This window comes from Azospirillum sp. 11R-A (assembly GCF_049472615.1).
In the GTDB taxonomy this organism is placed as follows: Bacteria; Pseudomonadota; Alphaproteobacteria; order Azospirillales; family Azospirillaceae; genus Azospirillum; species Azospirillum palustre.
Map to the genome: position 1 here is coordinate 122082 of NZ_JBCEBL010000015.1, position 26890 is coordinate 148971.

General features: G+C 67.9%; 25 protein-coding genes and 1 pseudogene. 18 read left to right on the forward strand and 8 right to left on the reverse strand.

Annotation, left to right across the window (positions count from 1 at the left end):
- Positions 1-17: 17 nt before the first annotated feature.
- From VH569_RS20275 to VH569_RS20285, 3 genes are all read left to right on the forward strand, one after another.
- A complete protein-coding gene (locus VH569_RS20275) occupies positions 18-1058 on the forward strand; it encodes an aliphatic amidase (RefSeq protein ID WP_423317373.1) in 1041 nt (346 codons plus the stop codon).
- Between the two features lie 85 nt (positions 1059-1143).
- On the forward strand, positions 1144-1944 hold the full coding sequence (locus VH569_RS20280) for a CbbQ/NirQ/NorQ/GpvN family protein (RefSeq protein WP_423317375.1): 801 nt from the start codon (positions 1144-1146) through the stop codon (positions 1942-1944).
- A 42-nt stretch (positions 1945-1986) separates the two neighbouring features.
- Complete coding sequence (locus VH569_RS20285) at positions 1987-3753, forward strand: nitric oxide reductase activation protein NorD (protein WP_423317377.1); 1767 nt, start codon at positions 1987-1989, stop codon at positions 3751-3753.
- Here the strand turns inward: VH569_RS20285 and VH569_RS20290 are convergent.
- The 4 genes from VH569_RS20290 to VH569_RS20305 form a co-directional block, all read right to left on the reverse strand.
- Positions 3732-4889: an ABC transporter permease gene (locus tag VH569_RS20290; RefSeq protein WP_423317379.1), complete on the reverse strand. Its 1158-nt coding sequence runs from the start codon at positions 4887-4889 to the stop codon at positions 3732-3734. The genes VH569_RS20285 and VH569_RS20290 overlap by 22 nt on opposite strands.
- The gene (locus VH569_RS20295) at positions 4886-6112 is read right to left on the reverse strand and encodes an ABC transporter permease (protein WP_423317381.1); all 1227 of its coding nucleotides are present in this window, start codon (positions 6110-6112) and stop codon (positions 4886-4888) included. The genes VH569_RS20290 and VH569_RS20295 overlap by 4 nt, the downstream gene beginning before the upstream one ends.
- 1 nt (position 6113) lies before the next feature.
- On the reverse strand, positions 6114-7085 hold the full coding sequence (locus VH569_RS20300; protein WP_423317383.1) for an HlyD family secretion protein: 972 nt from the start codon (positions 7083-7085) through the stop codon (positions 6114-6116).
- 227 nt (positions 7086-7312) lie between these two features.
- Positions 7313-8308 (reverse strand): LysR family transcriptional regulator, encoded by a 996-nt coding sequence (locus VH569_RS20305; RefSeq protein ID WP_423317385.1) that lies wholly within the window; start codon positions 8306-8308, stop codon positions 7313-7315.
- 233 nt (positions 8309-8541) lie between these two features.
- On the opposite strand from VH569_RS20305, the gene VH569_RS20310 reads away from it, so the two are divergent.
- Both VH569_RS20310 and VH569_RS20315 read left to right on the forward strand, forming a co-directional pair.
- Positions 8542-8784 (forward strand): DUF4167 domain-containing protein, encoded by a 243-nt coding sequence (locus VH569_RS20310; RefSeq protein ID WP_109046895.1) that lies wholly within the window; start codon positions 8542-8544, stop codon positions 8782-8784.
- A 233-nt stretch (positions 8785-9017) separates the two neighbouring features.
- Positions 9018-11534, forward strand: coding sequence for a PAS domain S-box protein (locus VH569_RS20315; RefSeq protein WP_423317388.1), 2517 nt, complete (start codon positions 9018-9020; stop codon positions 11532-11534).
- A gap of 16 nt (positions 11535-11550) precedes the next feature.
- On the opposite strand, the gene VH569_RS20320 is transcribed toward VH569_RS20315, so the two are convergent.
- Positions 11551-12348, reverse strand: a complete 798-nt coding sequence (locus VH569_RS20320; RefSeq protein ID WP_423317390.1) for a phosphodiesterase — start codon at positions 12346-12348, stop codon at positions 11551-11553.
- Between the two features lie 187 nt (positions 12349-12535).
- On the opposite strand from VH569_RS20320, the gene VH569_RS20325 reads away from it, so the two are divergent.
- The 9 genes from VH569_RS20325 (at position 12536) to VH569_RS20365 (ending at position 20253) form a co-directional block, all read left to right on the forward strand.
- Positions 12536-13822: an alanine racemase gene (locus VH569_RS20325; RefSeq protein WP_423317392.1), complete on the forward strand. Its 1287-nt coding sequence runs from the start codon at positions 12536-12538 to the stop codon at positions 13820-13822.
- 20 nt (positions 13823-13842) lie between these two features.
- Positions 13843-14511 (forward strand): amino acid ABC transporter permease, encoded by a 669-nt coding sequence (locus VH569_RS20330; protein WP_174475027.1) that lies wholly within the window; start codon positions 13843-13845, stop codon positions 14509-14511.
- A 14-nt stretch (positions 14512-14525) separates the two neighbouring features.
- Positions 14526-15176, forward strand: coding sequence for an amino acid ABC transporter permease (locus tag VH569_RS20335; protein ID WP_174475026.1), 651 nt, complete (start codon positions 14526-14528; stop codon positions 15174-15176).
- Positions 15163-15891: an amino acid ABC transporter ATP-binding protein gene (locus VH569_RS20340; protein WP_423317394.1), complete on the forward strand. Its 729-nt coding sequence runs from the start codon at positions 15163-15165 to the stop codon at positions 15889-15891. Before VH569_RS20335 ends, VH569_RS20340 begins: the two co-directional genes overlap by 14 nt.
- An 80-nt stretch (positions 15892-15971) precedes the next feature.
- Positions 15972-16772, forward strand: a complete 801-nt coding sequence (locus VH569_RS20345; protein WP_423317396.1) for a transporter substrate-binding domain-containing protein — start codon at positions 15972-15974, stop codon at positions 16770-16772.
- A gap of 33 nt (positions 16773-16805) precedes the next feature.
- A complete protein-coding gene (locus VH569_RS20350) occupies positions 16806-17150 on the forward strand; it encodes a RidA family protein (protein WP_098737421.1) in 345 nt (114 codons plus the stop codon).
- Positions 17151-17255: 105 nt separating this feature from the next.
- Positions 17256-18290 (forward strand): deacylase, encoded by a 1035-nt coding sequence (locus VH569_RS20355; RefSeq protein ID WP_423317398.1) that lies wholly within the window; start codon positions 17256-17258, stop codon positions 18288-18290.
- A 43-nt stretch (positions 18291-18333) separates the two neighbouring features.
- Complete coding sequence (locus VH569_RS20360) at positions 18334-19434, forward strand: LacI family DNA-binding transcriptional regulator (RefSeq protein WP_423317400.1); 1101 nt, start codon at positions 18334-18336, stop codon at positions 19432-19434.
- 279 nt (positions 19435-19713) lie between these two features.
- Positions 19714-20253: an undecaprenyl-diphosphatase gene (locus VH569_RS20365; protein ID WP_423317402.1), complete on the forward strand. Its 540-nt coding sequence runs from the start codon at positions 19714-19716 to the stop codon at positions 20251-20253.
- 233 nt (positions 20254-20486) lie between these two features.
- Here the strand turns inward: VH569_RS20365 and VH569_RS20370 are convergent, their stop codons facing one another.
- From VH569_RS20370 to VH569_RS20380, 3 genes are all read right to left on the reverse strand, one after another.
- On the reverse strand, positions 20487-21488 hold the full coding sequence (locus VH569_RS20370; RefSeq protein ID WP_423317403.1) for an NADP-dependent oxidoreductase: 1002 nt from the start codon (positions 21486-21488) through the stop codon (positions 20487-20489).
- Between the two features lie 226 nt (positions 21489-21714).
- The gene (locus tag VH569_RS20375; RefSeq protein ID WP_423317405.1) at positions 21715-22797 is read right to left on the reverse strand and encodes an alkene reductase; all 1083 of its coding nucleotides are present in this window, start codon (positions 22795-22797) and stop codon (positions 21715-21717) included.
- Between the two features lie 59 nt (positions 22798-22856).
- Positions 22857-23693: an SDR family NAD(P)-dependent oxidoreductase gene (locus VH569_RS20380; RefSeq protein WP_423317407.1), complete on the reverse strand. Its 837-nt coding sequence runs from the start codon at positions 23691-23693 to the stop codon at positions 22857-22859.
- Positions 23694-23705: 12 nt separating this feature from the next.
- Between VH569_RS20380 and VH569_RS20385 the strand changes: the two genes are divergently transcribed.
- The 4 genes and pseudogenes from VH569_RS20385 to VH569_RS20400 all read left to right on the forward strand — a co-directional run bounded on the left by VH569_RS20385 (position 23706) and on the right by VH569_RS20400 (position 26805).
- Positions 23706-24317 carry a TetR/AcrR family transcriptional regulator gene (locus tag VH569_RS20385; RefSeq protein WP_423317409.1) on the forward strand — a complete coding sequence of 204 codons (612 nt, stop codon included), beginning with the start codon at positions 23706-23708 and terminating at the stop codon, positions 24315-24317.
- A 237-nt stretch (positions 24318-24554) separates the two neighbouring features.
- A pseudogene (locus VH569_RS20390) lies at positions 24555-24653 on the forward strand (transposase); the annotation flags it as partial.
- Between the two features lie 305 nt (positions 24654-24958).
- On the forward strand, positions 24959-25375 hold the full coding sequence (locus VH569_RS20395) for an ISAs1 family transposase (RefSeq protein WP_423317411.1): 417 nt from the start codon (positions 24959-24961) through the stop codon (positions 25373-25375).
- Between the two features lie 185 nt (positions 25376-25560).
- Positions 25561-26805, forward strand: a complete 1245-nt coding sequence (locus tag VH569_RS20400) for an IS701 family transposase (protein WP_423317413.1) — start codon at positions 25561-25563, stop codon at positions 26803-26805.
- Positions 26806-26890: the final 85 nt, after the last annotated feature.

A 26890-nucleotide genomic window follows, 5' to 3' on the forward strand; every position in this document is an offset into this window, starting at 1 on the left:
CAGAAAGGGAACGCACCATGTTGCACGGCGATATTTCCAGCAGCAAAGACACCGTCGGCGTCGCGGTCGTGAACTACAAGATGCCGCGCCTGCACACCAAGGCCGAAGTCCTCGACAACGCCCGCAAAATCGCGGAGATGGTCCAGGGCATGAAGGTCGGCCTGCCGGGCATGGATCTGGTGATCTTCCCGGAATATTCGACCCACGGAATCATGTACGATTCCAAGGAGATGTACGAGACCGCCTCGTCGGTTCCCGGCGACGAGACGCAGATCTTCGCCGACGCCTGCCGCAAGGCCAAGGTCTGGGGCGTCTTCTCCCTGACCGGCGAGCGGCATGAGGAGCACCCGCACAAGGCGCCCTACAACACGCTGATCCTGATGAACGACAAGGGCGAGATCGTCCAGAAATACCGCAAGATCATGCCGTGGGTGCCCATCGAAGGCTGGTATCCCGGTAACTGCACCTTCGTCACCGAAGGGCCGAAGGGGCTGAAGATCAGCCTGATCATCTGCGACGACGGCAATTATCCGGAGATCTGGCGCGACTGCGCCATGAAGGGCGCCGAACTGATCGTCCGCTGCCAGGGCTACATGTATCCGGCCAAGGAACAGCAGGTCATCATGTCCAAGGCGATGGCCTGGGCAAACAACACGTACGTCGCGGTGGCGAACGCCGCCGGCTTCGACGGGGTCTATTCCTACTTCGGCCATTCCGCCATCATCGGCTTCGACGGCCGGACGCTGGGCGAATGCGGCACCGAGGAGAACGGCATCCAATACGCCCAGCTCTCCACCTCGCTGATCCGCGACGCGCGCAAGAACATGCAGTCGCAGAACCATCTCTTCAAGCTGGTCCACCGCGGCTACACCGGCAAGATCAACTCCGGCGAGGATTCGAAGGGCGAGGCGGCCTGCGCCTACAGCTTCTACCATGACTGGATCAACGATCCGGAAGGCACCCGCGCGCGGGTCGAGGCGATGACCCGCGGCACCGTCGGCACCGAGGAATGCCCCATCGACGGCATCCCCAACCCGGAAACCGCCCTGCATCGCTGAAGAGCAGGATGGACGGAGCGGCGGGGGTCGGGAGACGCCCGCCGCCTTATCTCCGGGGCGAGACCAAAGATAAGGAGATGCGCCGATGGCGCTGGATGCACACCGGATTCCGGAGGAGCCCTATTACCGGCCGGTCGCCGGGGAGGTGGCGCTGTTCGAGGCCGCCTATGCGGCGCGCATGCCGATGATGCTGAAGGGCCCCACCGGCTGCGGCAAGACCCGCTTCATCGAGCATATGGCATGGCGGCTCGGCCGGCCGCTGGTGACGGTGGCCTGCCACGAGGACATGACCGCGTCGGATCTGGTCGGGCGCTTCCTGCTCGATCCCGGCGGCACGGTCTGGCACGACGGGCCGCTGACCCAGGCGGTGCGGCATGGCGCCATCTGCTATCTCGACGAGATCGTCGAAGCCCGCCAGGACACCACCGTCGTCATCCACCCGCTGACCGACGCCCGCCGCATCCTGCCGCTGGAGAAGCGCAACGAGCTGGTCCAGGCCCATCCCGACTTCCAGCTGGTGATCTCCTACAACCCCGGCTACCAGAGCGTCCTGAAGGACTTGAAGGAATCGACCAAGCAGCGCTTCGCCGCCATCGAGTTCGGCTATCCCGCCGCCGCGGTGGAGGCGGAGATCGTCGCCCATGAATCGGGTGTCGCCGCCGGCACCGCGGAGCTGCTGGTCCGCATCGCCGCAAGCTCGCGCAACCTGAAGGGCCATGGGCTTCACGAGGGGGTGTCCACCCGCATGCTGATCCATGCCGGCCGGCTGGTCGTGCAGGGGATCCCACTGGAGACCGCCTGCCGGATCGCGCTGGTCCTGCCGATCACCGACGACGCCGACGTGCGGGATGCCTTCTCCGCCGCCGTGTCGGCGGCGATTGCCTGACCCATCCCCCGTTCGGGGAGAGGAAAGAGGACCGGAGGCCACATGCCCGACGACCAGTCGCGTCAATGTCCCGCAGATCAGTTTCCCGCCGACACCGCCTTCTCCACCGTCGAGCGCCGGCTGGTCGCCTATCTGGTCGCCCTGTGGCGGCTGCGGGTTCCGATCCGCCATGCCAAGCCGGATGCCGCCGGCAACCCGCCGCGGCGGGTCAGCCTGTCGGACGGGCTGATCTGGATGCCCGGAACCTTCCGCGGCGTCGATGGCCGCCGTTCCGGCGCGCTGTTCCGCGCCGCCCTGGTCCATGCCGGGGCGCATCTGCGCTTCACCGGCCCGCGCTTTCCCACCGCCGGGCTGAAGCCGTTGCAGCTGGCGCTCGTCTCGCTGATCGAGGATGCGCGGGTCGAGCAGTTGGCGATGCGCGAACATCCCGGCCTGCTGCGGGTCTGGCGGCCCTTCCACGTCGCCGAGCCGGACGGCGCCGGCACCGCGCCCGCCCTGATGGCGCGGCTGGCCCGCGCGCTGATCGACCCCGACTATCGCGACGACGACGCCTGGGTCGCCAAGGGCAGGCGGCTGTTCTTCGCGGCGGAGCCCGAGTGGGACAGCCCGGCGCTCAGCCGCCGGATCGGCGGGCTGCTGGGTAACGATCTCGGCCAGATGCGGGTGCAGTTCAACGCCAAGGACCATGTCGTCGAGCCGGCCTACCGCGACGACAACCTCGGCCTGTGGGACCATGGCGAGGCACCGCCATCCCCGCCCAGCGACGCCGAGACGGTGTTCGAGGCCTTCCGCACCGAACAGCAGGAGCGCGACGACGGCCGGCCCGACGAGCAGCTGGGGGAGGGGGCCACCCCGGTGCGGCTGTCCGCCACCGATGTCCCCGCCCGCGCGGTGGGGGAGGAGGAGATCACCGCCCCGCCGCTGCGCTACCCGGAATGGGACTACCGCATCGGCATCGACCGTCCCGACTGGGTCGTGCTGAACGAACGGCGGAGCGAGCCCAGTGACCCCGCCGCCATCGCCCGCATCGTCGAGCGTCATCAGGCGACCGCCGACCGGCTGACCGCGCTGGTCCGCTCGGCCAAGGTCAGCCGGCCGGTGCGGCTGCGCCGCCAGCCGGAGGGCGACCGCATGGATCTGGACGCCTGCATCGACGCCATGGTCAGCCACCGCCGCGGCGAGGCTCCCGACCCGCGGGTGCATGAGGTGCTGGTCCGCCGCAACCGCGACCTCTCGGTCCTGCTGCTGCTCGACGTCTCCGCCTCCACCGGCGATCCGGTTGCCGGGGGCGGGCGCAGCGTGCTGTCGCTGGAGCGGGAGGCGGCGACGCTGTTCGCCCAGGCGCTGGATGGGCTGGGCGATCCCTTCGCCATCCATGCCTTCCGCTCCAACGGGCGGCAGGATGTCAGCTATTACCGGATCAAGGCGTTCCGCCAGCCTTACGATGACGCGGCCAAGGGGCGGCTGGCCGGGCTGAAGGCGGGGCTGTCCACCCGGCTCGGCACCGCGCTGCGCCATGCCGGCCGGCTGCTGGAACGGCAGGCGACCCATCGCCGCCTGCTGCTGGTGGTGACCGACGGCGAGCCGTCGGACATCGACGTCGCCGACCGCCGTTATCTGCTGGACGACGCCCGCCGCGCCGTGCTGGCGCTGGCGGCGCGCGGGATCGACTGCTTCGTGATTGGGCTTGATCCCCAGGGCCGCGATTACCTGACCCGGATGTTCGGGGCGCGCAACGTCATGGTGATCGACCGCGCCGAAAAGCTGCCGGAGGTGCTGCCGACCTTCTATCTGCGCCTGTCGACATGACCAGGCCGAGGGGCGGGGGCTCCACGCCGGGCTGCGAGCGCAACGGCGATTGCGCCATAGAGCCCGGCCAGCGCCCACAGCGTCAGGAAGGGTTCGGCAACCTCGGAGAGGGGCGCCCCGAGCTGGGCCACGCGGACGAGCCCGTCGATTGCCGATGTGCTGGGCAGCAGCCGGGCGACCAGACGAACCGCGTCCGGCATCGATTCCTGCGGCCAGGAAAAGCCCGCCAGGAAGAAAAAGGGCAAGCCGACCGCCGCGGTGGCGAGCTGGACCGCGAGCGGGGTGCGGAAGACCGCCGAGGCGATCAGGCCAAGCCCGTTGACGGCGAGGGCGAACGGCAGCGCGAAGAGGAGAACGGTCGCGGGCGAGCCCAGGCGCGGGATGCCGTACAGATAGGGCAGGGCGATCAGGTAGAAGGGCAGGATCAGGGCTGCCGGCACCAGATAAGCCATGTATTTGCCGGTCACCGTCGCCAGCGGCCCCGCCCTCGGCCGGCTGGGGTCGGGGATGGTGCCGAGCAGGCCGGTTCCGATCAGCAGGAGCTGTTGCAGGATCAGGATGAACGCCGCCGGCAGCAGATAGGTCGCATAGCCTCCCTGCGGATTGAACAGCGGCACCGCCGTCAACGGCATCGGGTCGACGACGGCACCGGCCAGGGCCGGATCGACGCCGGCAGCGACCAGCCGCGCGCTTTCGACCTCCGCTCCGAGCGTCCTTGCCACCGCCGAGATGGCCCCGGCGATCCGCTGATAGATCAGGAAATAGCTGGCGTCCGCATAGAGAGCGACCGGGGAGGGCCGTCCATGCAGCAGGTCGCGTTCGAAATTCCCGGGGATCAGCAGGATGCCCGACACCGCGCGTTCATAGACGGCGCGCTGGGCGCTGGGGAGGTCGGGCAGCACCAGGGCGACGCTGACGTCGGAGGTCGCGTCGAGCCGGCGGATCATCTCCCGGCTGCTGCTTGTCCCGTCGCGGTCCACCACCACGATGGGGACGTTGCGCAGCGCCTCGGTGAGGTAGGGCTGCGGATAGAACACGGCATAGATCGCCGCCGCCAGGATGAACACGGAAAAGACCGGGCGCACCGTGAAGATGCGGCGGAGTTCGTGGCGGAAAACGGTGAAGACCGCTCTCATGACGCTGCCCCACCGTGAACCGCTGCGGTGGGCCCTGTGCCCGCCCGCCGGCGCCGGGCGCGCAGCCCCTCCAGACGCCATGCGGTCAGCCCGGCCAACCCGATCACGAAAGCGGCGAGGACCAGCACCGGCGGCCAGGACAGGTCGGACGGCGTGCCGCGGACGGTCTGGTCGATCCGTGCCGTCAGGTACCAGGTTCCCGGCAGCAGCGCCCCATAGCCCTGGGCGAAACCGCCCATGCCGAGGCGCGGAAAGCCGATGCCCATGAAGCCGAAGGCCGGTGCGGTCAGCAGCGTCCCGATGCTGACCGCCATCGCGGTGGAGCGCAGGAGCAGCGCCAGCAGGATGCCGAGCAGTTGGCAGGCCAGCAGGAACAGGATGCCCGCGAGCAGCAGAATCCCCCGCTGGCCGCGCAATGGCAGATCGAGCAGGCCGAACAGGACGGAGTCGGCGAGGCCCAGAACCATCACCGACAGGATCGTGTAGGGCAGGACCTTCCCCGCCAGGGCCGGCCACAGGCCGCCGCCAAGCCTGCGCAGGATCGCCAGCCGGTGCCGCGTCTCGACATCCAAACCCACCGAATAGGCGGACGCCACGACCACCACCACCTGAAGCAGGCTGGGCAACAGGGCCGCCAGCAGGAAATGGGCGTAATTCATGGTGGGGTTGAACAGGCCGTGGACCTGCACCGGGATCGGTGCCAGCGAGGCCTGGGCGGCATCCATCGGCTGGCCTTGGGCCGTGCGCAGCGACAGGCGGATGCCGGCCGCCACCGTCGGCACGGCATTGCTGATCCCGCGCAGGACGAGGTTGCCGGTGCTCAGCGTCTGGGCGTTGTAGAAGAACACGACCTCCGGCCGCCGGGCGGCCTTCACGTCCCGTTCCAGATCGCGCGGGATCATCAGCAGCCCGTGGACGGCACCGGACAGGATCAGCCGGCGCCCCTCGGCAAGGTCGGCGACGCGCCGCGCCACCGCGGCATCGGGCGTGGCGTCGACGGTGCGGACGATGGTGCGCGACAGGTCGGAGCCGTCGAAGTCGAGCACGGCGACCGGCAGGCGGGTGGCGAGGCCGGCGCTGAAAATCGCCATCAGCAGCCCCATCAGGCCAAGCGGCAGAAGGGTCACCAGCACCAGCAGCCCGGGACGGCGCCGGCGCAGCCAGACCAGTTCACGCTGGAAAACCAGCAGGAAGCCCGGACGCAACCCGGTGCGGGGCCGCATCTCAACGCTCCTGCCGGACCCAGATGGCGCTCATTCCCGGCCGCAATCCCTCCACCGGCTCGGCCGGCACGGCCCGGACCTCGAAGGTCCGCAGATCGAAATCGCCGGTGGCGCGGGTCGCCCGCCACGTCGCGTATTGCCCCTGGACGTTGATCGTCGTCACCCGCACCTGGATCTCCGCCGAGCCGAGGGCAGGAACGGTGACCCGGAAACCGTCGCCGACGCTGAGCCCGGCCAGCAGATCTTCGCGCAGGTTGAAGGTGAACCAGGGGCGGGCGATGTCCACCATGGAGAACAGCGGCGCGCCGGCGCTGAAATTCTCGCCCGGCTCGGCCACCCTGGTGGTGATCTGGCCATCCATCGGCGCGCGGACGACCAGCTCCTCCACATCGACGGAGCGCTGGCGAAGGGCGGCCTCCGCCTGCTTGACCTGGGCGGCGGCGAGGGCGCGCTCCTCCGGGCTGGCGCCGGTGACGGCGAGATGCAGGGCGGCCTCTGCCGATTCACGCTTGCGGACGGCGGCCTCCAGATTGCGCGCCGCCTCGTCGAGCCGGGCCTGCGGGGTGTTGCCCGAGCGGATGAGCTGGGCCTGCCGGCCGTAATTGTCCTGATAGAGGGTGACGTCGGCCTCCGCCGAGGCCAGATCGGCCCGTCTCGCGGTGATGGTCTCGGCCCGCGTGCTATTGACCCGGTCGAGGTCGGCCCTGGCCACGCCGAGCGCCGCCTGGGCGGCGGACAGCGCCGCCACCAGCTGCGGGCTTTCCAGTTCGACCAGCACGGTCCCGCGCGCCACCCTGTCCCCGGTGTCGGCGCCCAGTCTGGCGACGCGGCCGGAAACGCGGGGGCTGATGTCGACCCGGTCGGCCGACACCTCCCCCTGGACGGTCAGCGGCGGCGGCCGTGTCGCAAACCACAGGGTCGTGCCGAGCGCCGCGATGGCGGTAATCCCGATCATCCAGCGAAGAGCCCTCATTCCGGTCATCCCCCAGCCTGCCCCCAACCTGTCCCGGACCAGACGCCGGTCCCGTTTCCCTGTGTGTTCAATGGGCCGATGTATCCGGTGAGAATACAGCGCGAACCCGCACCAATGGATCGCCGTCATTCATTGGCGGCTGACGAGCATATTCCGGCTTCAACGATGAAGAGGCGCTTCCGGTGTCGAATAGCTACTTTGAAATTCCCGGATCCGGCAAATGAAGTTTATACAGCGCCATGATGAACGACGTTCAGTGTGTCCGGGTCGGCCATCGCGGCGGCAATCTGCCGGATCAGCCAGCAGGCGCCGGGATCACGCTCGGCACGCTGGTGCCGGATCATGTCCAGGTTCACCCGCTGCGGTTCATAGGGAAGGTCGAGAATCGCCAGGCCGGACTGTTCCACGGCCCGGAGGGCCAGGAGCCTCGGCAGGGTCGCCACCATGTCGCTGACCTGCAGCAACGGAGGGACGGCGGCATAATGCGGGACCGAGACGGCCACCCGCCCGGTCAGACCCCTGTCGCTGTCGGCCGCTTCGAGGATCAGCCGTTCGACCCAGACCCGCCGGGATACACCGCGGTCGTCGATGAACCCGTCGGTCGCCCCCTCTTCGCTGCCGGTCAACTCCACGACGACATGGGGAAACTCGAACAGGCGCTCCCGCGTCACCGGCCCGGCGGCCAGCGGATGTCCGCGGCGGACCACCACGGCTTCCGATTCCTGGAGAAGCGTGGTGCGGCGCATGCGGTCCGGCAGGTCGGCAAACCAGCCGATCACGAAATCGACCCGGCCGTCGTCGAGTTGACGGACGACGTCCATGCGGTTGACAGGGAAGACCCGCAGATCGATCTGCGGCGCCAGCGGAGCGATCCGCGCGACGATGCGCGGCAGGACGATCACCGCCGCATAGTCGGTTGCGGCGATGCGGAAGGTCCGCACCGCCTCGGACGGGACGAAGGCCTTCGTGCTCATCGCGTCGGCGATCCGTCCCAGGCCATCGGCGATGCCGGACGACAGCTGGAGGGCGCGGGCGGTCGGTTCCATCCCGGAGGTGCCGGGGACGAACAGATCGTCCTCCAGCGACTGACGCAGCCGGGCGAGCGCGTGGCTGACCGCCGAGGGCGTGATCCGCAATTCCCTGCTGGCGCCGATCACGCTGCGATGCTGCATGACGGCTTCGAACACCCGAAGGAGATTCAGGTCCAGTCTGCGGATCGGCACGGCGTCGGTCCCATCCATGTCGGTTGAGGGGGACGGTTGAGGGGGTGCGCCGGGTCCGGTCGCTTCGCACCGCCACACATCGCCGCCGGTCCGCATGCTGACGCGAATATGGCCGTCCGTCAAAGGGCGGCACGGCGCTACAGAATTTCCGCGCATCGCGGCGATGGGGAGGGTAGACTCTGCCGGACCGGAGGATGCCCCTCCCGTCTCCTCGAAGGAAGTCCGTAAGCCCCATGCCACCCTCCAGGCCCCGCGTACCAGTGCCGCGACCGAACTTCAGCAAGTCCCGCTCCAACACCGGCGCATCGACCGGGGTCCGCCCGGCACCCGCCCGTGTGAACGGATCGGCGGTGCAAAAACAGACCCAGTGGCTCGCCCGCGCCACCGATGCCGAACGCACCGGCGACAGTGTGGAAGCGGAACTTTGCCGGCAGTATGCCGAGCATTGGTTTCGCGTCTCGCGCGGCCAGGATTGAAGCCAGGCTGTCGCGAAGGCGAGCGAATGGACGCCTCCACCCGAAAAAGCCGGTTGCCGGCGTCTTCCCCGGGGCGTGAGCCGACCTTGTCCGGGACAGTCCCACCGTCTATAAACAGGCATGCCTCAACGGAAGACTGTTCCAGTCCCGCCCGGTCCCGAACATCGAGCCGTTGCCGGACGATTGCCGGCTGAAAGCCACTCGCGCAGGCAGGGCAGAGGGTCAGTGACCGCATGAGCGCCACCCTGCCGGACCTCGAGGCGTGCGATTGGAGCGCAACCCCGCTCGGACCGCGTGAGGGCTGGAGTCCTGCCCTCGATGCGATCTTCACGATGATGCTCGCATCCCCCTTCGCCATGTGCGCGACCTGGGGACCGGAACAGACGCTGCTCTACAACGCCGCCTATGTTCCCTTTCTGGGAAAGCGCCACCCGGCGGCGCTGGGGCAGCCGATTGCCGCCGTCTGGTCCGAGGTGTGGGACACGATCGGCCCGCTCATCGCGCGCGTGCTGGAGGGCGAGGCGGTAAGCTTCACCGACATGCACCTCGTGATGACCCGCAACGGCTGCGAGGAGGACACGTGGTGGACCTTCGCCTACAGCCCGCTGCGCGACGGCGGACGGGTCGTCGGCATGCTCGACATCGCGACGGAAACGACGGCAGGGGTCATCGCGGCCCGGCAGCGCGACGCCGTCGAGGCGGAGCTGCGGGCGCGCAACGTGGCGCTGGAGCAGGAGGTGGCCGCCCGCACCGAAGCCGGCAACCGCTTCTCCACCCTCATCCAGCACCTTCCGGTCGGAGTGTGCCTGCTCGATGGCGATGGGCGGGCGCTGTTGTCCAGCCCGCTCTATCGCGAACTTCTGCCCGATGAACCTGTCCCGTCCAGAATGACGAACCGGGAAGAAGCCGACCGCTGGCGCAGCTTCGACGCGGACGGAGAGCGCCTTCCGCCCAGCCGCTATCCCGCCGCACGCGCCCTGCGCGGCGAGGTGGTCTCGCCGGGCATCGAATTCCTCCACCGGAAGATGGATGGGACCGAGTGCTGGTTCGCCGTCAGCAGCGTGCCGCTGACGGACGGCGCCGGACAGGTCAGCGGCGCCATCGCCATGCTCGAAGACATCGACCATCGCAAGCGCGCCCTGGAGACCGCCCGCACCGATGCCGAGCGGGTCCAGCTGGCCCTGTCCGCCGGTGCGATCATCGGCACATGGTTCTGGGACCTCCCGACCGACCGCTTCACGGTCGACGAGGCGTTCGCCGCGACCTTCGGGCTCGATCCGGCGCTCGGACGCGACGGCATCAGTCTGGCGCAGGTGGTCGAGACCGTCCATCCGGACGACCGAGCCGGTCTGGCCGAGGCGATGGGCGAGGCCATCGCGCGGGGCGGCCGCTATGCCCATCAGTATCGCGTCCGCCGGCATGACGGGCGCTATTACTGGATCGAGGCCAACGGGCGGGTCGATCTGGATGCCGACGGGACGCCGCGGGGCTTTCCCGGCGTGCTGATCGACGTGGAGGAGCGGCGCACCATCGTCGCGGAGCGCGACCGGGCGATTGCGGAACTGCGCTCCCTCAACGACACCCTGGAGCAGCGCGTCGCCGAACGCACGGCCGAGCTGATGCAGGCCGAGGAGAAGCTGCGGCAGGCGCAGAAGATGGAGGCGGTCGGCCAGCTGACCGGCGGCATGGCGCATGATTTCAACAATCTGCTCCAGGCGATGTCGGGCTGCCTTCAGCTGGTCGGGCGGCGCGCCGGCCATGTCGCCGGGGTGCAGAAGGTCCTGGAGTCCGGCCATCAGGCGGTGGACCGCGGCGCCAGCATGATCCGGCAGCTGATGGCCTTCTCGCGCCGTCAGAGCCTCGAACCCGAAGCCTTCGACATCCGCGACCGCCTGCTGGGGATGCGCAGTTTCCTCGACCGGGCGTTGCGCGCGGACATCCGGCTGGAATTCGATCTGGAGGGCGGGTTGTGGCCGGCGATGGCCGACCCGGTGCAGTTCGAACTTGCGATCCTGAATCTCGCCACCAACGCCCGCGACGCCATCGCCGGAGCCGGCCGGCTGATGATCGGTGCCGGCAACGTCGAGCAGTGCGGCGAGCATGGCCTGCACGGCTCCTTCGTCCGGATCTGGGTGCGGGACAGCGGCCATGGCATGGCCCCGGCAATGCTGGAGCGGATCTTCGAGCCCTTCTTCACCACCAAGCCGGTGGGGCAGGGCACCGGGCTGGGTCTGGCGCAGGTCTACGGCTTCTGCCGGCAATCCGGCGGAATCGCGACCGTCGACAGCGTGGAGGGGCAGGGCACCAAGGTGACGCTGCTGCTGCCGCGCGCCGAGACGATGCCTGTGGCGGCGGTCGATGTCCAGCGGGCCATGGTCGATGGCGGCGGCGCCAGCGTGCTGCTGGTCGAGGACGACCCGGTGGTGGCGCTGGTGATCGTCGCGGCCCTGGAGGAGATTGGGTATCAGGTCAGCCGCGCCACGACCGGGGAAGAGGCGTTGCGCCTGTTGCGGGACGGGGAAAGGCCGGATCTGCTGTTCACCGACGTGGTGATGCCGGGCGAGATCGACGGCGCGGCCCTGGCGGCGGCAGCGCGGGTCCTGCTGCCCCGGCTGGCGGTGGTGCTGACCACCGGCTACAGCGAGGACCGCGCCGCGCTGAAAGGCTTCCCCGTGCTGTCGAAGCCCTACCGGATCGAGGATCTGGCGCTGACCCTGCGCCAGGAGATCGACCGGAGCGCGAGGCTTTAAAGCGTGCTGTCTATTTTCAAAAGAACGGGAGGGGGCCGGGAAAATCGCCGACGGGCACGAGATGGGTGACCAGCCCTGCGCCCTCCTGCCAGCGGTGAAGCAGGAAGGCCGGCGGCTCGACGTAGGAGGCCGGGTCGGCATCCGGCGCGAGCCGCAGCGCGATGGCCGTCGTCGTGCTGGGGGCCGTGACCAGCACCGTCCCGGCGAAGCGGGCCAGCATGAAGCGGTGGACATGGCCGCACAGAAGCCGCTCGACCTGGGGATGGGCGGCCAGCACCGCCGCCAGACCCACGCCGTTCCGGCACTTGTACGCGTCGATGCAGGCAATGCCGCTTTCAAGGGGTGGCTGATGCAGCATGACGAGCGTCGGCCGCTCCGGCTCCTCCGACAGGCGCGCCGCGAGCCAGGCGCAGGCTTCATCGCTGGCCTCCCCATGATGCTCGCCGGGAACGGTCACATCGAGGCCGACGATGCGCAGCGGCCCCTTGTCGCCCACGGCGAAGTGGAGAGGCCCCGTTGCCGGCAGGTGGGAGTGATCGGCGAAGGCGGTCCGGAAGGCGTCCCGGTCATCGTGATTGCCCGGCAGCAGCAGGACGGGCTGGCGGATGGACCGCAGAGCGGCGCGCGCCTGCGCATACTCGGCCGCCGTGCCGCGGTCGACGATATCGCCGGTGACGATCACAAGGTCGGGCGCGGGATCGAGCGCGTTCAGCTGACGGACGGCCGCGTCGAACATCGCATTCGAGTCGACCAGACCCTGGTACAGCTCGCCCCGCGGGCGGATGTGGGGATCGGACAGATGGGCGATCAGCAAGGCGGCGGTCCCCGGTCGTGGTTCGGATCAGCCTAGAAGGTCGCGGCCGTTTTTCAAAAGCCGATGAGCCAGATTCTTTCCGAAGGCATGATGACAACGTTGTCATTGCAACGGGCCTGCAATATGATAACGTTGTCATCGGACGTTCGACGCTTCGTCCCCAACAGGCTGATCAGGATTGCCGCCCATGAGCATGTTTCTCGACGCCCTGCTCGACAGCAGTTTGGACGACAGCATCCGTGGGGTGCCGCCGGGAACGGCGCCGCTGCGGCTGCGGGACGTCGGCGCCCAGGGCTGGCGGCCGGCTGCCGGTGACATGGCGCTGCCGGTTCTGACGCTCGACGAGGACGCCTTCGCCGCCAACCGCGACCTGATCCTTGCCTATGCGCGGCACCACGGTGTGGCGCTCGCCCCGCATGCCAAGACGCCGATGGCGCCGCAGATCGCCGCCGCACTGGTGGAGGCCGGGGCCTGGGGCGCCACCGTCGCCAATCTGCAGCAGGCCGCCGTGCTGCTGCGCGCGGGCGTGACCCGGCTGATCCTCGGCAACGAGATCGGCGGCATCGCCAGCGGCAGGCGGCTGGGCGCGCTGCTGGCCGCCCACCCCGACGCCGACCTGCGCGCCTTCGCCGACTCCCCGGCGGCGGTCGAGACGCTGGCCGCCGCTGCCCGGACCTCCGGCCGTCCGCTGGCCGTTCTGGTCGAGGTCGGCGCCGGCCGCGGCGGCGCCCGCGACCGCGCGGCGGTGGAGGCGATCCTCGCCGCGGTCCGCGGACATCCCGGCCTGCTGGTGCTCGACGGCGTCGCCACCTATGAGGGGGCGGTCGCGACCTCCGACCCGGCCCAGACCGCCGCCAACATCGCCGCCCTGATGGAACGGACGGCGGAGGCCTTCGCCCTGGTGCGCGCGCTGGCGCCGGACCGGCCGCTGATGCTCACCGCCGGCGGATCGGCCTTCTTCGACATGGTGGTCGCCGCTCTGACCCCGGTCGCGAAAGCCGACGGCAACGCCACGCTGGTGCTGCGCAGCGGCGCCATCTTCTTCCATGACCACGGCACCTACGAGCGCGCGCTCGGCGCGCTCGACGCCCGGAAGGGCTTCGCCTGCGGCGGCGCCACGGCCGCCGATTTCCGCCCGGCCCTGCGCCTGTGGGCGGAGGTGCTGACGCGGCCCGAGCCAGATCTGGCCATCTGCGGCTTCGGGATGCGCGATTCCTCGTTCGACCAGGATCTGCCCCGCCCGCTGCGGATCCACCGCGACGGCATGGCACTGCCTGCGGAGGGCCTGCGGGTGACCCGGCTGAACGACCAGCACGCTTTCGTCGCCGTACCGGCCGGCCAAGAGCTTGCTGTCGGCGACATCGTCGAGTTCGGCATCTCGCACCCCTGCACCTGCATCGACCGCTGGCGGGTGCTGTTCGGCCTTGGCGCCGACGGCCGGGTGCGCTGCGCCTACCGCACCTTCTTCGGCTGACCCGAGGCGGCCAGATCCCCATGCAGACATTGAATTTCCAGCAGCTCTGGCGCTATCAGGACCAGCTGATCGACGGCACGCTGCACACGCTGCTGCTGACCTTGGTCGCCGCGGCCATCGGCACCGCCATCGGCGTCGCCGCGGCGGCGGCGGTGCGCAGCGGGCCGCGTCCGGTGCGCTGGGCGATCCGCGGCTATGTCGAGCTGATCCGCAACACGCCGTCGCTGATCCAGCTCTTCGTGGTCTTCTTCGTGCTGCCGGGCTTCGGCCTGCGGATGGGGGCCTTCGAGGCGGCGTCCATCGCGCTCGGCCTCTATTTCGGCGCCTACTGCACCGAGATCGTCCGCGCCGGGCTCGACGCCATTCCCGGCAGCCAGGTCGAGGCCGGCCAGTGCCTGGGGCTCACCCGCTGGCAGGTGTTCCGCCACATCGTGCTGCCGCCCGCCCTGCGCAGCGTCTATCCCGCCTTCACCAGCCAGTTCGTCCTGCTGCTGCTCGGCACCTCGCTGGCCTCGCAGATCTCGGCGGAGGAGCTGTTCCACACCGGCGGCTTCATCGAGACGCGCACCTACCGCAGCTTCGAGGTCTATGCCGTGATCTGCGGCATCTACTTCGCCCTGGTGATGACCTTCAAACTGCTGTTCGCCGCGGTGGGGCACCTCGCCTTCCGCTGGCCGGTTCGGCGCTGACGGAGACACCGGCCATGCGTTCCTTCTCCCTCGCCGATTTCCTGTCGCTGCTGAGCGCCCTGCAATGGACGGCCGTCCTCGTCCTCATCGCGCTGGGCCTCGGCGCGCCGCTCGCCCTGCTGCTCGCCCTGATGCGGACCAGCGCCAGCCGCGCGCTGCGCTGGACCGCCACCGCCTTCCTGCAACTGGTCCAGGGCGTGCCGCTGCTCGGCCTGCTGATGTTCTTCTATTTCGGCATGCCGGTCTTCCTCGGCATCGAGATGCCGCCGCTGGTCGCCGTCGGCATCGCCATGACCGTCTACACCGCCTCCTTCCTCGGCGAGATCTGGCGCGGCGGCATCGAGGCGGTGAAGCACGAGCAGTGGGAGGCCGCCGCCTGCCTCGGCCTGTCGACCTGGCACCAGTTCCGCTACGTCATCGCGCCGCAGGCCTTCCGCATGGCGCTGCCGCCGACCGTCGGCTTCCTCGTCCAGCTGATCAAGGGCACCTCGCTGGCCTCCATCGTCGGCTTCGTCGAACTCGCCCGCGCCGGCCAGCTGGTCAGCGCCGCCACCTTCCAGCCCCTGCTGGTCTACTCGATCGTCGCGGCGATCTACTTCGCCGCCTGCCTGCCGCTCACCCTGTGGGCCCGTTCCCTGGAGGTCCGTCTCAATGGCGCTCGTTGACATCCGAAACGTTACCAAGAGCTATGGGTCGACCCAGGTGCTCAAGGGGGTGTCGCTCGACATCAAGGAAGGCGAGATCGTCACCATCATCGGCAAGTCCGGCTCCGGCAAATCGACCCTGCTCCGCTGCATCAACGCGCTGGAGCGCATCGACGGCGGCGAGATCACGGTGGAAGGCCAGCCGGTGCGCACCGACATGCCGAACCTGCGCGACTTCCGCCAGCGCGTCGGCATCGTCTTCCAGGCCTTCAACCTGTTCCCGCACATGACGGTGGAGCGCAACATCACGCTGGCCCCGGTCCTCAACAGGCGGATCGCCAAGGCCGACGGCCGGGCGCTGGCGCTGGACGTGCTGGAGCGCGTCGGGCTGGCCGACAAGATCGATTCCTATCCGGCCCAGCTGTCCGGCGGGCAGCAGCAGCGCGTCGCCATCGCCCGCTGCCTCGCCATGCGCCCGCACCTGATGCTGTTCGACGAGGTGACCTCGGCGCTCGACCCCGAACTGGTCGGCGAGGTGCTGAAGGTGATGGAGGACATGGCGCGCCAGGGCATGACCATGGTGCTGGTCACCCACGAGATGGGCTTCGCCCGCAACGTCGCCTCCAAGATCGTCTTCATGCACCAGGGCCGCGTCTGGGAAGAGGGGCCGCCGGCCGAGCTCTTCGCCAACCCGCGCACCCCCGAACTGCAGAGCTTCATCGCCTCCGTCCGCTGAGGCGCGGCCGGGCGATTCGCCGAACCAACCACCGGTTCCCCCCGAGGACCGGACAACCACCAGAACAGAGGAGCAATGTCGTGAGACTCTTCCGGACCCTCGCCGCCGCCGTGGCGGTCTGCGCCACCGTCGCGCTCTCCGCCGCCCTGCCGTCCGCCGCCAAGGCGGATGCCCTGCAGAACGTGCTGTCGGCCGGCAAGCTGCGCGTCGGCGTTCTGATGGACGCGGCCCCCTGGGGCTTCAAGGACGCCAAGGGCGAGGCCGCCGGCCTCGACATCGATCTGGCGAAGCTGATGGCCGCCGACATGGGCGTGAAGCTGGATCTGGTGCAGGTGACCGGCGCCAACCGCATTCCCAGCCTGCTCGCCAACAAGGTCGACGTGCTGATCGCCGCCGCCGGGGCCACGCCGGAGCGCGCCCAGCAGGTGACCTTCACCCAGCCCTATGCCGCGGTCAACCTCGGCGTCTATGGGCCGAAGTCGATGGCGACCGCCAGCGATCCGGAAGGGCTGAAGGGCCGCAGCATCGGCGTCGCCAAGGGCTCGACGCTCGACATCTGGCTGACCGACAACGCCCCCGGCGCCAAGCTGGTGCGCTTCGAGGACACCCCCGGCGCCATCGCCGCCTATCTGGCCGGGCAGGTCGACACCTTCGCCGAGAACAGCGCCATCGCGCTGAAGGTCGCGCAGGACAATCCCGGCAAGGAGGTCGAGCTGAAGTTCCTGATCCGCCAGTCGCCGGCCCATGTGGCCGTCCGCCATGGCGAACAGGATTTGGTCAACTGGATCAACACCTTCCTGTTCTACAACCGCCTGAACGGCAAGCTGGGCGCCCTGCAGATGACGTGGTTCAAGGAAAAGCAGACGCTTCCGCAGATGTAACCCGCCGTTCGGCATCCAAGAGAGGTTTTTTCGATGATCACGAGGTTCCAGGTCGGTTCGCGCATGAGCCAGGCCGTCGTCTGCCAGGGCATGGTCCATATCGCGGGTCAGGTCGCCAACAACCGCACCGGCTCCATTCACGAGCAGACCCGCGACGTGCTGGCCAAGATCGACGCCCTGCTGGCGGAGGCCGGCAGCGACAAGTCCAAGCTGGTCGCCGTCAACGTCTTCCTGCCGCACATCACCGACTTCGACGCCATGAACGAGGTCTACGATGCCTGGATCGATCCGGCCAACCCGCCGGCCCGCGCCTGCACCGAGGCGCGGCTGGCCGACCCGGACCTGCGCGTCGAGATGACGGCGCTGGCTGCCCTGTAAGCGGGCTTCCTCGGTGAACCGGACGGGGCGCCGGGCAGCCGCTTGCCTCGGCAAACGCTGAAGGCAAGCGCCGCTGAAGCGCCCCTCCGCCAGAAGGTTTTTGGAATGCACACTGGCCTCTACCACGCGCTCGATTTCACCGCCGACGGCAAGTCGCTGGATTTCCTCAGCATCCCGTTCTCGGTGGATCGCTCCCCCTATTATCAGGTGAAGGTCCCGGTCTGCCGCGTGCGCAACGGGACGGGCCCGCGCGTGCTGCTGATGGCAGGCAACCACGGCGACGAATATGAAGGCGAACTGCTGCTGGGCCGGCTGTTCCGCCGCCTCGATCCGGCGCGCATCCGCGGCGAGGTGACGATCCTGCCGGCCGTCAACGCCCCGGCGGTGATGGCGGCGCGGCGCCGGTCGCCGCTGGACGAGGGCAACCTCAACCGCGCCTTCCCCGGCGACCCCGCCGGCACGCCCACCTTCCGGCTGGCGCATTTCCTCGAACATGAGCTGTTCCCGCGCCATGACGTGGTGTTCGACATCCATTCCGGCGGCACCTCGATGGCTCACCTGCCCTGTGCCCTGATCGAACGGCAGGGCACGCCCGACCGGCTCGGCCGCGCGCTGGAGCTGATGCGGGCGCTCGGCATGCCCTACGGCTTCGTGGCGGAGAACGGCGCCACGGCACCGACCTCGATGGCCGCCGCCGCACGGGCCGGCGTCATCGGCATCAGCGGCGAGTTCGGCGGCGGCGGCACGGTGACGCCGGAGACCATGGCCTACACCGCCCGCGCCATCGACAGCCTGCTGATCGCCATCGGGTTGACCGACGCGCCAGTTCTCTCGGTTCCCGCCCCGGTTCCGACGCCGATGCAACTGCTTCAGCTTGACAGCCACCGGCAGGCGATCTACGCGCTGCGGCGCGGCTGGTTCGAACCGGCGGTCGATGTCGGGGCGCGGGTCGCCGCCGGCGATCTCGCCGGCTGGTTCCACGACCTGACGCGGCTCGACCAGCCGGAGGAGGAACTGCGCTTCCAGGAGGCGGGCATCGTCATCTCGCGGCGCCTGCACAGCGACAGCGAGGCCGGCGACTGCCTGATCCAGGTGGCGCGTCCGGTGGAGGAGGCGGGCATCCTGGGGCGCGCGGCCTGACCGGGCGGCATCGCATGGAGAGGCGGCCAAGGAGACGGGCGACATGAGTGAGAGCAGCGCGGCGAAGCGTCCGCCGACCATCGACGACGTCCTCCGCCTCCGGGCGGCGGAACCGGTGGTGTCGGCGGCTGGGGAGGCAGACGGGGACGGGGGAGCGGCTCCGACGCGCATCGTCGAGATCGCCCGGCTGGCCGGGGTGTCGCCGATCACCGTGTCGCGCGCCCTGCGCCAGCCGGAGAAGGTGGCCGAAGCCAAGCGCCGGAAGATCCTGGAGATCGTCGAGCGCACCGGCTACGCCACCAATCCGCATGCCCGCGCGCTGCGGTCGGGCCAGTCGAACATCGTCGCCGCCTTCGTCTCCAACCTGCAAAGCCAGCAGTTCTGCCTTGCCGTGCAGGGCTGCGGCGAGGTGCTGGAGCCGCAGGGCTACCAGCTGATGATCGGGCAGACCTCCTACTCCTACGCCAAGGAGACGACGATGATCCAGTCGCTGCGCGAGATGCGGCCGGCGGCGGTCATGTTCACCGGCGTCATCGAGATCGAGGAGAACCGGCGGGCGTTGCGGGCGCTCGGCATTCCGATCATGGAGACCTGGGCCTATCCCCGCGACCCCATCGACATGCTGGTCGGTTTCTCGAACATCGACGGCGGCCGGCTGGCGGCCGAGCATTTCGCCGGGCGGGGCTATCGCCGCGTCGCCTACATCGGGCGGCGCAGCGGCCGCGGCGCTTTGCGCCTCACCGGTTTCCGCGAGGGCGCCCGCGCCGCCGGGCTCGACATCGTCGCCGAGCTGTCGGTCGACAGGGTCACCAGCATGGTCGACGGCCGCCGCGCGCTCGCCGAGCTGCTGTCCCGCAACGCGGCGGTCGAGGCGGTGTTCTGCGCCAACGATCTGCTGGCGACCGGCGCGCTGCTGGAGGCGCGCCGGCTGGGCATGCGCCTGCCCGACGACATCGCCATCCTCGGCTTCGGCCACAACGACGTGGCCGAGGAGTTGCCGCCCGGCCTGACCACCATCGGCATCGACAGCCGCGACCTCGGCCGGCAGGCCGGATCGATGATCCTGCAACGGATGCGCGGAGACATGCCGCCGGAGCCGATCCGTGCCGTCGAGCTGACGCTGACCCATCGCGGGAGCAGCTGAGACGGGTCCGCCGGACTGCGTGCCGATCTGCCCGCCGTGCCATGAGGACCGTCTTCATCGGGGGGCGGTTGGAGCGTTCGCTATCCTCATCGCTCTCCCGAACTCAGCCGAACGCCCCGGTCCTGACCATTCGCGCCCAGGCAGGCGCAAGCGCCACGGCCTATCTGTCTGCCCTGCCTGTCATCGAATCGAAACGATCGGACCCCGCTTATGGAAGCTCTGAATCAACATCTATTCCTTCTGCTGAACGCTCCACCCGCTCCGCCTGCCGGGCTTCTCATGCTGGCGCGTTTTCTGGCGGACGACGTGGTGGTGCTGGTCGCGGCCCTGGTCGCGGCGCTGTGGGTGTGGGGACGGCAGGACGGACGCGCCGTCCTGGTCGGTGCCGGCTGCGCTCTGCTGACGGCGGCGCTAGTCAACTCGGCGATTGGCGCGCTCTGGCTTCATCCGCGCCCCTTCATGATCGGGTTGGGGCATCAGCTGATTCCGCATGCCGCAGATTCATCCTTCCCCAGCGACCATGCGACCTTCATGTGGACGATCGGGATCAGCCTGCTGCTGCGAGGGTCCTGGCAGCGGCTGGGCTGGGGGATGATGGCCTTCGGGATGGGTGTCGCCTGGGCGCGCATCTATCTTGGCGTTCACTTCCCCCTGGACATGGCGGGCGCGCTTCTGGTCTCCGCCACCGCTTCCCTGCTGGTCATTCCGGCACGTCCCATCGTCGATGGGGTGCTGACGCCGGCCATCGTCCGGCTTTACGAGGGAGCGGTGCGGCTGCTGCATCTGCCCGCCGCCCTGTTCCCGCTGGACCGCAAGTGAGATTCTGATGGGATCATGCTCCCGAACCGCCTGGATCGGGAGCCGGACCCGTGCCGACCGGCCGCGCTCCGCCCTCGGCGGCATGGCTCGAACCTGAGCGGAGCCTGGCGATGCCGACAAGCTGTCTGGGAAACGGGGATCAGCTCGGACCGACCCTTTTGGGGAAACTTCATCCGGTCTTTACAGCATCCTGCCTCGGACACCGCAAAATTGGCCAAAATCCAGATTTCATCTCAGATCAGCTGGACAACAACCTTACCCTTGGCGCGCCCGCCATCGAGATAGGTCAGTGCCTCCTTCGCTTGATCGAACGCAAAAACCCTGTCGATCACCGGACGAATATGTCCTGCATCGATGAGACCGCCGATTTCCGCCAGCTGCCCACCGTCGGGGCGAACGAACAAAAAGGAGTAGCGAAGATCGCTTCTCTTTGCGAGGCGCCGGATTTTCCAACTCATAAGAGAGAAAATAGCCTGGAACACCGGATTCATGTGCCGGGCTCGTGCGAAAGCGGCATCAAGGGGGCCGATCAGAGAGACAATGGAGCCCTTTGGCTTGAGGATCCCGATCGACTTCTCGATGCCATCCCCTCGGACGGTCCCAAGCACCATGTCGTAGGCGCGCAGAACGGTTTCGAAATTCTGCTGCCTATAGTCCACGACCTCGTCCGCGCCGAGCCCTTTGACCAGTCCGAGATTCCCGGTGCTGGTCGTTGTGCCGACAGTCGCGCCGAGATATTTGGCGAGTTGGATCGCGAATGTGCCGATCCCGCCCGAACCGGCCGGGATGAAAATCTTCTGCCCGCACTTGAGGCCCGCCCGTTCCTTCAGTGCCTGCCAGGATGTCAGGCCAACCATCGGAATCGAGGCGGCTTCGTTGAAATCGAGCTTTGCAGGTTTGAACGCCGCAACACGCTCCGGAACGGCGACGAAATCGGCAAGCGTGCCCCGGCCCAGGTCGAACACGCTGGCGAAGACGGCATCGCCCACCTTGAAGCGTGTCACGCCGCTGCCGACCTCCGCGACGACGCCGGCGACGTCGCTGCCGATGGTTGCCGGAAGCTCAAAGCTGAGCACTGGCTTGAAAGTGCCCTTGGGGATGATGTTGTCGATGGGATTCAGTCCAACGGCATGGACCTGAACGAGGATTTCGTCCGGACGGATGGTGGGACGTGGGATGTCGGCGTATTCGGGTTGGGCGGATTTGCCGTAGCGCTTGAAGACGAGAGCTTTCATGGATTGACCTCGAAAAATGAATGTGTGGCCTGACGAACAGAGCCGTCACCTTGGAAATGCCTGCCAGGACGCCCCGAGTTCTCGCGCCGCATTCGAAGAAGAATGCCTGCATACGGCCCAAGCCGGCGATAAGCGAACCGCGTACCGACCACCTCGACATGCTGGGCGGATCCTTGGATGCGGTTCCGATGGGCGGCGCCCCGGCTGAAACGCCGCCCGATTTCCGTCAATCGGCGAGGGTCGGGTAGTCGGTGTAGCCCTTGGCGCCGCCGCCATAGAGGGTCGTCGGATCGAGGGGGTTGAACGGCGCACCCGTCTTCAGCCGCTCGACGAGGTCGGGGTTGGCGATGAACGGCCGGCCGAAAGCGAACAGGTCCGCCTTGCCGCCTGCGAGATGCTGTTCGGCCAGCGTCAGATCGAAGCCGTTGTTGGCGATGAAGGTCCGGCCGAAGCGTTGGCGAAGCGCGCTGTAATCGAAAGGCGAGGCGTCGCGCGGGCCGCCGGTCGCGCCCTCGACGACGTGGATATAGGCGATGCCGAGCTTGTCCAGTTGCTCGACCACATAATTGAACTGCGCCTGTTCGCTGTCCGAGATGACGATGCCGCTGGCCGGCGAAACCGGCGACAGGCGGACGCCGGTGCGATCCGCCCCGATCTGCGCCGACACGGCGTCGGTCACCTCAAGCAGCAGGCGGGCGCGGTTCTCGACCGAGCCGCCATAGGCGTCGGTGCGGGCGTTCGCCGTCTCGCGCAGAAACTGGTCGAGCAGATAGCCGTTGGCGCCATGCACCTCGACTCCGTCGAACCCCGCTTCGATCGCGTTGGCGGCGGCCCGGCGGAAGGAGTCGACGATTGCGGGGATCTCCCCGGCGTCCAGTGCACGCGGTTCGGAAACGTCGGCAAAGCCGTTGTTCACGAACGTCTTGGTTTTCGCGCGGATTGCCGATGGCGCGACCGGCGCCTCGCCGCCGAGCAGATCGACATGGCTGACCCGGCCGACATGCCACAACTGGACGAAGATGCGTCCGCCCCTGGCATGGACCGCGTCGGTCACCGTTCGCCAGCCCGCGATCTGTTCCGGCGTGTAGAGGCCGGGCGTGTCCTGATAGCCTTGCGCCTGTGCCGAGACCTGGGTGGCCTCGGTGACGATCAGGCCGGCGCTTGCGCGCTGGGCATAATACTCTGCCGCCAACGCCCCCGGCACCAGGCCGGCGCCGGCGCGGTTCCGGGTCAGCGGCGCCATGACGATGCGGTTGGAGAGCGTGAGAGGGCCGAGTTCATACGGCCCGAAGAGGGTTTTGTCGCTCATGGAGCGGTCGCCTTTCGTACGGCTGGGGCGTTCGGTCGGAGAATTCGCTGCCCGAAGACTCAGTCCGCCGTCCGATAGCGCGCCGCGGCCTGGTCCTGACGGGTGTTCGGAAGCATGGCCTGACGCGCCGCCTGATAGGTGTTCCATTGCTCCACATCGGGCAGCGGCGGAATCGTGACCGTCTCGCGCCTGTCGAAGCCGACCAGCGCCGCATCGACGAGGTCATCGACCTCCATCACCCCGGTCATGCTGTTGACGTCGGCGCCGGCATGCTCCCAGATTTCGGTGCGCGTCGCGGCGGGAAGCACCGCCTGGACATAGACGCCCTTCGGGCCGAGTTCGATGCTGAGCCCCTGCGACAGGAACAGCGCGAACGCCTTGGTCGCGCCATAGACGGTCATGGCGAATTCAGGGGCCAATCCGACCACGGAGCCGACGTTGACGATCGCACCTTCGCCAGCCTGCGCGAAGCGGGGAGCAACGGCGCTGCAAAGCCGCAGCATGGCTGTGGTGTTGAGGGCGAGGAGCTGCGTGACGACATCCGTCGATTGCTCGATGAAGCTGCCGCCAATGGCGGTTCCGGCATTGTTGATGAGGATGCCGATGCGCGCATCGTCGCGCAGCCGCGCCTCCACCACCGCAAGCTCGCCGGCCTGCGTCAGATCGGCCTCGACGATGTCGACCGCCACGCCGGTTTCCTGCCTCAGGCGTGCGGCAAGCGCCTCCATGCGCTTCCGGTTGCGCGCGACCAGCACAAGATCGTGGCCGCGACGTGCGAAACGGTCGGCATAGACGGCGCCGATGCCGGTGGAGGCTCCGGTAACCAGGACCGAGGGAAGGGTTGCCATGGGATTGCTCTCTGCTCTGCTGAAACCTATAATCATGATCGTCGTCATGATTGCCTAATTATGATGACGATCATGATTGTGTCAATGGGGCCGGTGGAGAAATTTGAAATGAAGGTCAGTCGAGAGAAGATGGCGGAGAATCGCGATCGGATCCTGGATGTCGCCAGCAGACTGTTCCGCGAGAAAGGGTTCGACGCCGTCAGCGTGTCCGAGGTGATGAAGGCCGCCGGTCTGACGCACGGCGGATTCTACGGTCATTTCAGCTCGAAGGACGATCTTGTCGCCGAGACGATTGACCATGCCCTCTCAAGGGGCGACAGCAGAGGCCTCGATCTCCGGGCTTATCTTGCCGACTATCTTGCGCCCCGGCATCGCGACAATCCTGCCGCCGGCTGTCCCACGGCGGGCCTTGTCGCGGATATCCGCCACCAGACGCCGGCTGCCCGCGCCGCCATGACGGCCGGCCTGCGGTCACAAATCGAGCGTGTGGCGAAAGCCCTCCCGGATATCGAGGCGGAGGACAGGCGCCGCGCGGCGATCGGATCCTGGGCTGCGATGGTGGGGGCGGTGATCCTTGCGCGCGCAATCGACGACAGGGCGCTTTCGGATGAGGTTCTGGAGCAGACGCGTGCTTGGATCGAGGCCGCGTTGGATCCGGCATCTGCCAAATAAACGATGCCCGCATTCACATTGTGCCAGCCATCGGCGGCTTCTTGATCACGCCGGCACTCAGCAAGGCGTTATAGCAGGCCGCGGAAAAACGGGCGTCTTCAGCGCCCTTGCCTTCGCTGAAGCTTCAAAATGGCGTTTCCATCGCCCGTTCCGGTCTGGATGGAGCGCTTTTCCACGCTCCGAGGCTCCCGGAGCCGCCTTTCGGGCGGACTCCGGGCGTGATTATGCCGCCAGCAGCTGATCTCCGATGCCCATGGCGGCATCAAAGCCGTCGTCACCCGGGTCTTCCAGGCGACGTGGCAAAGGTGCCGGGTGCATTTCTCCAGGACCGCCCTTCCTTGTGGAAGAGGGCGATCCTGTCCTCGTCGAACGGGTAACGGCGGCGAGCCATGGCACCTCCGGGGTACGGCTACCTCTTTCGTTGGTGCGCCGAATCCCCAGACGGTGCAAGGTCATCCACTATAAGACTTTATTCTCCGTGGACATTTGTCCACGGTGTTTGCGGAGAATAAAGTCTTATGCTCAGTGACCTTGCACCGTCCGGGGAATCGGCAGGGCAATCGCTTGTAGGAAGCGCTTGTAGGATTCCCGTACTGCCGCGGATGTGATTCATAGGACCCTCCGCATGGAGGGATTTTTAGATGGAGGGAGAAGAAGCGGTTCGCGGCCTTCTGGGGCATCTGGGTGCTCTGGAGGACCTGCGCCAAGCGTGCAAAGTGGTGTATCCGCTACGGGACGTATTGCTGGTGGTGCTGTGCGGCACCTTGAGCGGCTGCGACGATTTCGTCGAGATGGCCGCCTGGGGACGTCAGCATCTCGGCTTTCTGCGCGGCTTCGCACCATTCCCCCACGGGGTTCCCAGCCATGCCACGCTCAACGACGTGATCAACGCGCTTGACGCCGATGTGTTCGAAGAGTGTTTCGCCGCTTGGGTGGACGAGGTGTGTGGCGGCGCCCCGGACATCGTCGCGCTGGATGGGCGGAATCAAGCTGAAGTGCGACGACACGCTTTTGTTGATCTGGTGGCCCGCTTTTTAGCTATTGGCGCAGGGGGATGAGAACTCGTGCCGGTAGTCCACAGGCTTGATCCGCGCGCCTCCATCGCGAAGGCGGATCAAGCCTGTGGACCCACCCCCTACCTCTACCGGAACCGCAACGTCATCGAGCGCATGTTTGGACGCCTTAGCATTACAGTTGCGATGGATTGGCCTCCTGCCTGTTGAGCAGAGTTTGGGAGGTCGCCATGTCCGGTGTCGCGGTCGAAGACCTGCTGGGGCTATGGTCAGAGGAGCTGCATGGAGCCAAGGCCCGGCTCCGGCCGCTGTTCTTGCAGTCCGGCACGGCGGCCTCAGCCGGCGCGTTCCTGGACGGGCTGCTCGGGCCGGAGCGGCGCAAGACCGGGTGGATGCGCGCCGAAGCTGCAGGTGATACGGGTCCCTGGCGTCAGCAGGCGGTACTCGGCCGTACCTCCTGGAATGCCGACGCGCTGCGCGACGTGGTCCGTGACTACGCGCTCGATGCCTTGGCAGAGCCCGATGCCACGCTCGTCATCGACGAAACCGGCTTCCTCAAGCAGGGTAGAGCCTCCTGCGGCGTCGGGCGCCAGTACACCGGCTCGGCGGGAAAGATCACCAACTGCCAGATCGGCGTCTTCGCCGTCTACACCTCGTCCAAGGGCCACGCCTTCATCGACCGACGGCTCTACCTGCCCAAGGACTGGACGGGCAACCAAGACCGCCTCGCCAAACCCCACGTGCCCGAGGACGTGCGCTTCGCCACCAAGCCGGCCATAGCCGCCGCGATGGTGCGCCGGGCGATTGACGCGGAGGTGCCTTTCGCTTGGGTGGCAGCCGACAGCGTCTATGGCGTCGGTGAACTGGAGATGGTGTTGCGCCGTGCCGGCAAAGGCTACGTGCTCGGCGTGACCGGCAGTCACCATTTCAATTCCTGGAGCCCGATTTTGTCGGTGTCTGGCACCGCCGAGAAGATCGCCAGGGACCTGCCAGCGGAGAAGTGGATTCGCTTGTCGGCGGGCGATGGCACCAAGGGGCCGCGGCACTATGACTGGGCCTACCTGGAACTGGCCGATTTCGATCCTGAGATGGTTGGAGCGCCGCCCGGTCTGGGGCTCTGGACGCGCGGGCTGCTGGTACGGCGACGCCCCGTTGATGGGGAACTGGCCTTCTTCACAACCTGGTGCCGGCACGGTACGTCGGTAGACACATTGGTCCGCGTCGAGGGGCAACGCTGGTCGATCGAGGACGCCTTCGAGACGGCGAAGACCGAGCTGGGATTGGATCACAACGAGACGCGGAGTTGGCACGGCTGGCACCGACACGTCTCGCTGGTCATGCTCGCCTTCGCCCTGCTGGCCGTGGTCCGGCACAAGGCCGATACCCTTGCCACGCCCCCAAAAACGATGAGGAAAGTTCCTCGCCCATGGTCCGTTGGTCGATGCAGGAGATCCGTCGTGTTGCCGACCGCCTGACCCAACGGCGGATCGAGCCCGCCGACGTCATCGCATGGTCAACTTGGAGGCGATGCCATCAAGCACTCGCCTGCCAAGCCCATCG